The sequence below is a fragment of the Pseudomonas sp. CM27 genome (assembly GCF_013179515.1).
GTDB lineage: Bacteria > Pseudomonadota > Gammaproteobacteria > Pseudomonadales > Pseudomonadaceae > Aquipseudomonas.
The window spans coordinates 1-9,820 of sequence record NZ_JABMCN010000233.1 but is presented as its reverse complement, the minus strand read 5'-3'; the positions used below and the strand labels follow the sequence as shown (position 1 = coordinate 9,820).

Here is a 9,820-nt window from a genome sequence, read left to right as displayed (position 1 = left end):
GCGCTGTCGTGGTAATCGCTGGCGCTTAACCAGACGCGCTGGCCATCGTCGAGCAAGCGCAGCTTGAAAACTGTTCCCAGCAGTGCCGGATACTGCAGCGCCAGGCGCAGGGCGTCACCCAAAGTGGCACTGGAGAGCAGGGCGTAACCGAGCATGCCATAGCACGACACATGCATGCGCCGACCCAGCTCCAGGCCGATGTCCTCGCGCCGGGCCACGGCGTTGGCGCACACCTGCAGCTCTTGCTGGGTGGTGATGCGCGCATCGGCGTGGCCAAGGTCTGCCGGGCCGATGCCGCTGCCGGCCAGCAGCGCCGAAGCTTCGCAACCGTCTGCCTGGAAGACGTTGAGGATCAGCGAAACTGCGTTGAGTGTGGTCAGGTGGCTGTGCAGCATGCTGGGTAATCCCGTTGGACTGGGATGCATTATGGAGCAAGTTGTGTGCCGATACCCGGGGCTGGCAAGCGGCCACAAATTCATCAGGCAAAAAAAGGCCCGAGGCATAGGCTCGGGCCTTGAAAGGTTGAGAGGTGTCTAGTCCCTTAACCTGGTGAGACTGTTTGCAGCAGACTGGTTACGCCTTCAGCGGAACCAGACGTGGAGCGATCATGTTTTCCGGACGCAGGATGTCGTTGAGCATCGCTTCGTCCAGCAGCTGTTCCTCGCGCACCAGTTCCAGCACGCCGCGGCCGGTTTCCAGGGCGACACGGGCGATACGGGTGGCGTTTTCGTAGCCGATGTACGGGTTCAGGGCGGTGACCAGGCCGATCGAGTGCTCGACCAGTTCACGGCAGCGCTGTTCGTTGGCAGTGATGCCGACGATGCAGTGCTCGCGCAGCATGTCCATGGCGCGTTGCAGCAGGCGGATCGAGTCGAAGATCTTGTAGGCGATCAGCGGCTCCATCACGTTCAGCTGCAGCTGGCCACCCTCGGCGGCGACGGTCAGGGCCAGGTCGTTGCCCATGATGGCGAAGGCCACCTGGTTGACGGCTTCCGGAATAACCGGGTTGACCTTGCCTGGCATGATCGAGCTGCCTGGCTGACGCGCTGGCAGGTTGATCTCGTTGATGCCGGTGCGCGGGCCGCTGGACAGCAGGCGCAGGTCGTTGCAGATCTTCGACAGCTTGACCGCGGTACGCTTGAGCATGCCGGAGAACAGCACGAAAGCGCCCATGTCGGAGGTGGCTTCGATCAGGTCGGCAGCCGGTACCAGCGGCTGGCCGCTGATGAGTGCCAAGCGCTGTACGGCGAGCATCTGGTAACCCGGGTCGGCGTTGATACCGGTACCGATGGCAGTACCACCCAGGTTGATTTCGGTCAGCAGCTCAGGCGCCAGCGAACGCAGACGGTTGAGGTCTTCGGTCATGGTGGTGGCGAAGGCGCGGAATTCCTGGCCCAGGGTCATCGGCACGGCGTCCTGCAGCTGGGTACGGCCCATCTTCAGTACGTGGTCGAATTCCTTACCCTTGGCAGCGAAGGCCTGGATCAGGCTGTCGAGGCTGGCCAGCAGGGCGTCATGGCCCAGCAGCAGGCCCAGGCGGATGGCCGTCGGGTAGGCGTCGTTGGTCGACTGTGCCATGTTCACATCGTTGTTCGGGTGCAAGTACTGGTACTCACCCTTCTGGTGGCCCATGGCCTCCAGCGCGATGTTGGCGATGACTTCGTTGGCGTTCATGTTGGTGGAAGTACCGGCACCACCCTGGATCATGTCGACCACGAACTGCTCGTGATAGTCGCCTTTGATCAGTCGCCCGCAAGCAGCGCTGATGGCAGCATGCTTGGCATCGCTCAAGTGCCCCAGCTCTCGGTTGGCATCAGCAGCAGCCTGCTTGACCATCGCCAGGCCGACTACCAGTTTCGGGTAGTGCGACAGCGGAACGCCGGAGAGGTGGAAGTTGTTGGCAGCGCGCAGGGTCTGGATGCCGTAGTAGGCATCGGCAGGAACTTCAAGGGTACCCAACAGATCTTTTTCGACGCGGAACGATGCAGCGGAAGACATGATGTATATCATCTCGATTTTGACCCGGCACATGCCGGAATGGCGCTAATCCTAGGCCTTAAGGTGATTTTGCGGCCAATGCTGTTGCACGCTAACCTATGCGTAAACGGCATACTGTTTCATGTGACGCCAATTGACATTCGAGCGTGTTCCATTTTGGTGCATGCCAGGAGATGTGCTTCGTGAACCTTGAAAGCAAATGGCTGGAAGACTTCAGCGCGCTGGCCGCCACCCGCAGTTTTTCCCAGGCGGCAGAGCGGCGTTTCGTGACCCAGCCGGCCTTCAGCCGGCGCATTCGCAGCCTTGAAGCAGCCTTGGGCCTGCAATTGGTCAATCGTTCCCGCACACCGATCGAACTGACTGAGGCCGGCCAGCTGTTTCTCGTCACTGCGCGTACCGTTGTCGACCAGTTGAGCGAAATTCTCCGTCATTTGCACCATCTGGAAGGCGGGCAGGGCGAGGTAGTGCAAGTAGCAGCCGCTCACTCCCTGGCATCGGGCTTTTTCCCGCGCTGGGTCGCCCAGTTGCGCAACGATGGGTTGAACATTGCCACGCGCCTGGTTGCGACTAACGTCGGGGATGCCGTGCATGCATTGCGCGAAGGTGGCTGCGACCTGATGCTGGCTTTCTATGATCCCGACGCCGCCCTGCAGATGGACGCCGAGATCTTCCCTTCGTTACACATGGGCACCACTGAAATGTTGCCGGTGTGCACGCCGGATGCCGACGGCAAGCCCATGTTCGACCTTGAAGGCGATGCCAGCGTGCCGCTGCTGGCCTACAGCGCCGGCGCGTTCCTCGGGCGTTCGGTGAGCTTGCTGCTGCGCCAGCGCAACCTGCGCTATACCACCGTCTACGAGACGGCGATGGCCGACAGCCTCAAGAGTATGGCGCTGGAAGGAATGGGCATCGCCTGGGTGCCGCGCCTGTCGATGCGGGGCGAACTGCAGCGCGGGGAATTGGTGATCTGCGGGGGGAGCCAGTGGCACGTGCCATTGGAAATCCGCCTGTACCGCTGTGCACTCGTGCGCAAGGCGAATGTGCGCCTGTTGTGGCGCAAGCTGGAGTCGGCCGGCAACCCGGGCGAGGTATCAGTTTGAGGGGGCGAATTTTCTGAAGCAGCCGGGTTGGTGAGCAGCAGGAAAAGTTGTCCCGCGAGACAGCTTGCCCTTTGATCCGGCATGTGCTTGTGGGGGTGGGCGGCCCGCCTTTAAATACGCTACAATCCCGCGCCTTCGGCCGACCTGGTCGATTCAGAATCCGTATGACAAGCCACGCCGGCCCACCTGCGTGGCTTGTTGCTTTTAGCGCGCCCGAAGGCGCTTGCAGGAGAGGCTCGACGATGAGTGCACTGGTTGGCGTGATCATGGGCTCCAAGTCCGATTGGTCCACCCTTAGCCACACCGCCGATATGCTGGAAAAACTCGGCATTCCCTACGAAGTGAAGGTGGTTTCCGCCCACCGCACCCCGGACTTGCTGTTCCAGTATGCCGAGGAGGCCGAAGGCCGTGGTATCGAGGTGATCATCGCCGGTGCCGGTGGCGCAGCCCACTTGCCAGGCATGTGCGCCGCCAAGACTCACCTGCCGGTGCTGGGTGTGCCGGTGCAATCGTCGATGCTGTCGGGTGTCGATTCCCTGCTGTCGATCGTGCAGATGCCAGCCGGCGTGCCGGTAGCCACCCTGGCCATCGGCCGTGCCGGTGCCATCAACGCTGCGCTGCTGTCGGCCAGCATCCTGGGCGCCAAGTACCCGCAGTACCACGCGGCGCTCAAGCAGTTCCGCACGGAACAGACCGACACCGTTCTGGATAACCCAGACCCGCGCCAGGCTTGAGGCTCAACCCATGAAGATCGGTGTAATCGGTGGCGGCCAGCTGGGCCGCATGCTGGCCCTGGCGGGTACCCCGCTGGGCATGAACTTCGCTTTCCTCGACCCCGCGCCGGACGCCTGCGCTGCAGCACTGGGCGAGCACCTGCGGGCCGACTACGGCGACCAGGACCACCTGCGTCAGCTGGCCGACGAAGTCGACCTGGTCACTTTCGAGTTCGAAAGCGTCCCGGCCGAGACCGTGGCCTTCCTCTCGCAGTTCGTGCCGGTGTACCCCAGCGCCGAGGCGCTGCGCATCGCCCGCGACCGCCTGTTCGAAAAAAGCATGTTCCGCGACCTGGGTATCCCTACCCCGGCCTTCGCCAACATTCTCTCGCAGGCAGACCTGGACGCCGCAGTGGCCAGTATCGGCCTGCCTGCCGTACTGAAGACCCGCACTCTGGGTTACGACGGCAAGGGCCAGAAAGTGCTGCGCACGCCTGAAGACGTGGTGGGCACTTTCGCCGAGCTGGGCAGCGTGCCATGCCTGCTGGAAGGCTTCGTGCCATTCACTGGCGAAGTATCGCTGGTGGCGGTGCGTGGCCGTGACGGCGAAACGCGTTTCTACCCGCTGGTGCACAACACCCACGACAGCGGCATCCTGCGGCTGTCGGTGGCCAGCCAGGCACACCCGCTGCAAGCGCTGGCCGAAGACTACGTCGGCCGCGTACTGCAGAAGCTGGATTACGTTGGCGTGATGGCCTTCGAGTTCTTCGAAGTCGACGGTGGCCTGAAGGCCAACGAAATTGCTCCACGCGTGCACAACTCCGGGCACTGGACCATCGAAGGCGCCGAGTGCAGCCAGTTCGAGAACCACCTGCGCGCCGTCGCCGGCCTGCCACTGGGCTCGACTGCCAAGGTTGGCGAGAGCGCGATGCTCAACTTCATCGGTGAAGTGCCGGCTGTGGACAAAGTGGTCGCCATCGATGACTGCCACCTGCACCACTACGGCAAGGCCTTCAAGGCCGGCCGCAAGGTTGGTCATGCCACCCTGCGCTGCCATGACATGGCCACCCTCGAGCGCAAGATTGCCGAAGTAGAGGCTCTGATCAGCAACTGATCGAACTTCTGGCAACGGCTGGCCCTCTGAGATGGCAACAAGCCAAAGCGCTGTCTAGGCTTTGGCTTGTTTCATCTTCACTGCAGAGGGATTGCCATGGGCATCATCGGAACCATCTTCATCGGCCTCATCGTCGGCCTGCTGGCCCGTTTCGTCAAACCGGGCGACGACAGCATGGGCTGGATCATGACCATCCTGCTGGGTATTGCCGGCTCGCTGCTGGCCACTTATGGCGGCCAGGCGCTGGGCATTTACCAGGCCGGGCAGGCGGCGGGCTTCTTCGGGGCGCTGGTCGGTGCCGTCGTGCTGCTGGTGATCTACGGATTCATCAAGAAACGCTGAATACTGGTTAGAATGCCCGGCAATTCATTCGAGTTGCCGAGCATTTCCATGCGTGCCTTTTTCCTCGTCCCCCTGCTGTTGGCCAGTACCCTGGCCCATGCCGAACTGCCCGAAACCGACTGGCTGGAGCTGATGCCCAAGTCGGACCAGAGAGCGCTTGAGCAAATGCCCGAAATCGACCATGACTCGCCAGAGGCCATGGGCACCTTTACCGACAAGGGCGGACTGAAGCAGAGCAAGGGCCTGCCGGCGGTGATGTATTCGACCAAGACCGTGGCGGCCATGAACGGCAAGGACATTCGCCTGGGCGGCTACCCGGTGCCGCTGGAGAGTGATGCCAAGGGCAACAGCACGCTGTTTTTCCTGGTGCCGTACCCGGGCGCGTGCATTCACGTACCGCCACCGCCACCGAACCAGCTGGTGCTGGTGCGTTACCCGAAAGGGCTGAGGATTGACGATATCTATACCCCGCTGTGGGTCAGCGGCAAGCTGAAGGTGGAGCAGGTCAGCAATGACCTGGCCGATGCGGCGTATGCGCTGGATGCGGGGAAAGTGAGGGTGGTGGAGGACGCCGACCTCTGATTGCCAGTACCGGCCTTATCGCCGGCAAGCCAGCTCCCACAGCTTGTGGGAGCTGGCTTGCCGGCGATGAGGCCCGAGCTGGCAACACACCTCTCAGATCATTTCACAGCCAATCTTTACCCCCAGCGAGTGGCTGGCCCCGGGCTTCAAGTCCACCTGGTCGTCCCACACATTCGCGGTCTCGATGCACAGCATCCGCTGCCAGCCATCATCAGCCATGTCCGGCAGTTCCCTGGCCCGCTCGGTCCACGGGTTCCAGATCACCGCCGAGCGCGACCCGCTACTGGTCAGGGTAATCCGCCGGTTCCAGTGCGGATCGACAATGCTCAGTGTTTGCGGGGTAGCGAGGTAGATCCGGTCTGTCTCCCCGGAAAACGTCAATGCCGCCTGCTGCTGGCGCTGTTGCCAGTCGGCAAGGGTCTCGATATAGCTCAGCCCCTCGACCCCTTCGACCCGCGCCTGGCGTACGTCGCTGACCGCGAAGTAGCTATGCAGGGCCTGGCTGATGGTCACGGGAGTATTGCCCATGTTGCGGCTGGTCAGGCTCAGTTTCAGGTCATCACCCAGGACCACGGCCAGCTTCAGCTCGACATCGTGAGGCCAGCCTGGCAAGTCACCCTGCGCGTCGGGCAGTTCAAATTCGATGCGCAGGCCGTCAGCCGCTTCCTCGACGCCCAGCAACAGCCAGTCACGGGTGCGTGCAAGCCCATGAGCAGGTGCCTGCTCGCCTCGGTACATGGCCTGTACGGCCTCGGGGTTGCGCTGCAGGTTGCCGAACCACGGCCAGCACACTGGCACGCCAGCGCGTACCGACTTGCCCTTGTCGAAGATGGCCTGGTCGCTCAGCCACAGCAGTGGTGGTTCGCCCAACCGCTGGTAGCTGAGGATCTGCGCGCCCTGCTGGGCGATCAGGAGTTCGGCGCGGTCGCTGCTGATACGCCAGCAGTTGAGTCCGCCATGTTGCTCGGTATCGACCTTGAAAGTAGCCATTGCGTTCTTCTCATTGATTGCCTGTGGGCCTTGGACCCGGGCACATGCAATGAGTTTACCGCCGGCGTGGCTCAGCGACGAGGCACGGAGCGGGTACGGCCACTGCCGTCGATGGCAACGAACACGAATACCGCTTCGGTCACCTTGCGCCATTCGCTGGACAGCGGGTCGTCACTCCACACTTCGACCATCATCTGGATCGAGCTGCGGCCGATTTCCAGGGTCTGGGTATAGAACGACAGCTGCGCGCCCACGGCGACCGGTACCAGGAAGGCCATGCGGTCGATGGCCACGGTGGCCACGCGGCCTCCAGCCACACGACTGGCCATGGCAGTGCCGGCGAGGTCCATCTGGGCAACCAGCCAGCCGCCGAAGATATCGCCAAAGCCGTTGGTTTCACGTGGGAGTGCGGTGATCTGCAAGGCCAGGTCGCCTTGCGGGATTGGATCTTCTTGTTCGAGCTCAATCATGCGATGGGGCCTCTGACCCGTGACGCTTTTCGTTGGTGTGGCGCAAGGCCGGGTAAACGATTCAGCTTGAAACATACTACGCCGATTTCGTTTCACTTGGCGGCCGTAGGGAGACTCTGCGAAACCGCCTGACATAAAGACCGGCGTTTTCGCACAACATCCCACACTAGCAATAACCTTTTCCTACGAATTGCCAGTATATAGAGCATAACGGCCAGCGACGACCGCGCATTCATGAATATCTGTCTGGTTTTTGTATCGCTTTCGGCGCGGCTCGGCAATTTGCTATCTTCGCTGCACTACCAATCCAGAAGCCGCGTGCCAAGCGGCCTGCATGCCCTACCAAGAGAACAACGAGCGATGACTTCCGTGCCGAGCAGTATCGAGCAGCCCTCGCGGCCGCTGACCCGCAGTGACTACAAGACCCTCTCGCTGTCCGCCCTGGGTGGCGCGCTGGAGTTCTACGACTTCATCATCTTCGTGTTCTTCGCCACCGTGGTCGGCAAGTTGTTCTTCCCGGCGGACATGCCGGAATGGCTGCGCCTGATGCAAACCTTCGGCATCTTTGCCGCCGGCTACCTGGCGCGGCCGCTGGGCGGCATCATCATGGCGCACTTCGGTGACCTGCTCGGGCGCAAGAAGATGTTTACCCTGAGCATCTTCATGATGGCCCTGCCGACGTTGATCATGGGCCTGCTCCCCACCTATGCGCAGATCGGCATGTGGGCGCCGATCCTGTTGCTGCTGATGCGGGTTATCCAGGGTGCTGCGATTGGTGGCGAGGTGCCGGGCGCCTGGGTGTTCGTGTCCGAACACGTACCGGCGCGCAATACCGGCTACGCGTGCGGCACCCTCACGGCCGGCCTGACTGCAGGCATCCTGCTCGGTTCGCTGGTGGCGACCCTGATCAACAGCGTCTACAGCGTGGAAGAGGTGGCCGATTACGCCTGGCGCATCCCGTTCCTGCTCGGTGGGGTGTTCGGCCTGTTCTCGGTGTACTTGCGCCGCTGGCTGCATGAGACCCCGGTGTTCGCCGAGATGCAGCAGCGCAAGGCGCTGGCCGAAGAGCTGCCTTTGCGCGCCGTGCTGCGTGACCACCGTGGGCCGATCATCCTGTCGATGTTGCTGACCTGGATGCTGTCGGCCGGCATCGTGGTGGTCATCCTGATGACCCCGGCGTTGCTGCAGAGCTTCTACCACATCAGTCCCACCGACTCGCTCAAGGCCAACAGCCTGGCCATCGTGCTGCTCAGCGTCGGCTGCATCGGCGCCGGCAGCCTGGCCGACCGCTTTGGCGCGGGGCGAGTGTTCGTGATCGGCAGCCTGCTGCTGCTGGTCAGCTCATGGAGCTTCTACCACAGCCTGCCGACCCGGCCCGACCTGTTGTTCCCGCTGTATGCGGTGACCGGCCTGTGCGTGGGCGTGATCGGCGCGGTGCCCTACGTGATGGTCAAGGCGTTCCCGGCGGCGGTGCGCTTCAGCGGGCTTTCGTTCTCGTACAACGTGGCCTACGCCATCTTTGGCGGGCTGACGCCGATGGTGGTGACGGCGCTGCTGAAGGTGAGCCCGATGGCGCCGGCCTACTATGTGGCAGGCTTGTGTGCGGTTGGCCTGGCTGTAGGCCTGTACCTGCTCGCCAATAAGCGCTGATCTGCTTCGAATAGGCCAGAACTGAATTCGGTGATGGCCTTTCATCCATTTGTCACAATTAGGTCATATCGTGTTCATGCGGCCTGCCGATACTTGGGCCCGTTCCATCCAACACCCCAATATTCCTGCTAGGAGCAAGGCATGAAACTGAAGCGTTTGATGGCGGCCCTTACCTTCGCCGCCGCGGGCGTAGCTACCGCCAACGCGGTAGCCGCCGTCGATCCGTCGATCCCGACCTACACCAAGACCACCGGTGTTTCGGGCAACCTCTCCAGCGTAGGCTCCGACACCCTGGCGAACCTGATGACGCTGTGGGCCGAGGCGTACAAGAAGGAATATCCGAACGTAAACATCCAGATCCAGGCGGCTGGCTCCTCCACCGCGCCACCCGCGCTGACTGAAGGCACCGCCAACATCGGCCCGATGAGCCGCAAGATGAAGGATGTCGAGCTGCAGGCCTTCGAGCAGAAGTACGGCTACAAGCCAACTGCCATTCCGGTTGCTGTCGACGCCCTGGCCGTGTTCGTGCACAAGGACAACCCGATCAAGGGCCTGACCATGGCCCAGGTCGACGCCATCTTCTCCTCCACCCGCCTGTGCGGTGGCAAGGCCGAGATGAAGACCTGGGGCGACGTCGGTGTGACCGGCGATCTGGCCAACAAGCCTATCCAGTTGTTCGGCCGCAACTCGGTATCGGGCACCTACGGCTACTTCAAGGAAGAAGCCCTGTGCAAAGGCGACTTCAAGCCTAACGTCAACGAACAGCCTGGCTCGGCTTCGGTGGTGCAGTCGATCAGCTCGTCGCTGAACGGCATCGGCTACTCGGGTATCGGCTACAAGACCGCCAGCGTCAAGACCGTA

11 protein-coding genes are annotated in these 9,820 nt (G+C 62.3%); 7 read left to right on the top strand and 4 right to left on the bottom strand.

What is annotated here, in order from left to right; genetic code table 11:
* Both HP547_RS23420 and aspA read right to left on the bottom strand, forming a co-directional pair.
* On the bottom strand, nt 1–395 hold a 395-nt coding region (locus tag HP547_RS23420; protein ID WP_172287647.1), incomplete at its 3' end, for an AraC family transcriptional regulator ligand-binding domain-containing protein.
* 178 nt (nt 396–573) lie between these two features.
* Nucleotides 574–1,998 (bottom strand): aspartate ammonia-lyase, encoded by a 1,425-nt coding sequence (gene aspA / locus HP547_RS23415; protein WP_172226009.1) that lies wholly within the window; start codon nt 1,996–1,998, stop codon nt 574–576.
* Nucleotides 1,999–2,180: 182 nt separating this feature from the next.
* Between aspA and HP547_RS23410 the strand changes: the two genes are divergently transcribed.
* The 5 genes from HP547_RS23410 to HP547_RS23390 all read left to right on the top strand — a co-directional run bounded on the left by HP547_RS23410 (nt 2,181) and on the right by HP547_RS23390 (nt 5,849).
* Nucleotides 2,181–3,098, top strand: a complete 918-nt coding sequence (locus HP547_RS23410) for a LysR substrate-binding domain-containing protein (protein ID WP_172226012.1) — start codon at nt 2,181–2,183, stop codon at nt 3,096–3,098.
* 242 nt (nt 3,099–3,340) lie between these two features.
* Entirely contained in the window at nt 3,341–3,832 is a 492-nt protein-coding gene (purE, locus tag HP547_RS23405; protein ID WP_016489856.1) for a 5-(carboxyamino)imidazole ribonucleotide mutase, read from the top strand.
* 10 nt (nt 3,833–3,842) lie between these two features.
* Nucleotides 3,843–4,925, top strand: coding sequence for a 5-(carboxyamino)imidazole ribonucleotide synthase (locus HP547_RS23400; protein WP_172287645.1), 1,083 nt, complete (start codon nt 3,843–3,845; stop codon nt 4,923–4,925).
* Nucleotides 4,926–5,021: 96 nt separating this feature from the next.
* Complete coding sequence (locus tag HP547_RS23395) at nt 5,022–5,267, top strand: GlsB/YeaQ/YmgE family stress response membrane protein (protein ID WP_172233172.1); 246 nt, start codon at nt 5,022–5,024, stop codon at nt 5,265–5,267.
* 48 nt (nt 5,268–5,315) lie between these two features.
* Nucleotides 5,316–5,849 carry a DUF3299 domain-containing protein gene (locus tag HP547_RS23390; RefSeq protein ID WP_172287642.1) on the top strand — a complete coding sequence of 178 codons (534 nt, stop codon included), beginning with the start codon at nt 5,316–5,318 and terminating at the stop codon, nt 5,847–5,849.
* A gap of 93 nt (nt 5,850–5,942) precedes the next feature.
* Here the strand turns inward: HP547_RS23390 and HP547_RS23385 are convergent, their stop codons facing one another.
* Nucleotides 5,943–6,839: a D-hexose-6-phosphate mutarotase gene (locus HP547_RS23385; protein WP_172287640.1), complete on the bottom strand. Its 897-nt coding sequence runs from the start codon at nt 6,837–6,839 to the stop codon at nt 5,943–5,945.
* A 71-nt stretch (nt 6,840–6,910) separates the two neighbouring features.
* A complete protein-coding gene (locus HP547_RS23380; protein WP_003253317.1) occupies nt 6,911–7,309 on the bottom strand; it encodes an acyl-CoA thioesterase in 399 nt (132 codons plus the stop codon).
* 360 nt (nt 7,310–7,669) lie between these two features.
* Here HP547_RS23380 and HP547_RS23375 point away from each other — a divergent pair, with 360 nt between their 5' ends.
* Both HP547_RS23375 and HP547_RS23370 read left to right on the top strand, forming a co-directional pair.
* Nucleotides 7,670–8,959 carry an MFS transporter gene (locus HP547_RS23375; RefSeq protein WP_172229198.1) on the top strand — a complete coding sequence of 430 codons (1,290 nt, stop codon included), beginning with the start codon at nt 7,670–7,672 and terminating at the stop codon, nt 8,957–8,959.
* 141 nt (nt 8,960–9,100) lie between these two features.
* On the top strand, nt 9,101–9,820 hold a 720-nt coding region (locus HP547_RS23370), incomplete at its 3' end, for a phosphate ABC transporter substrate-binding protein PstS family protein (RefSeq protein ID WP_172287638.1).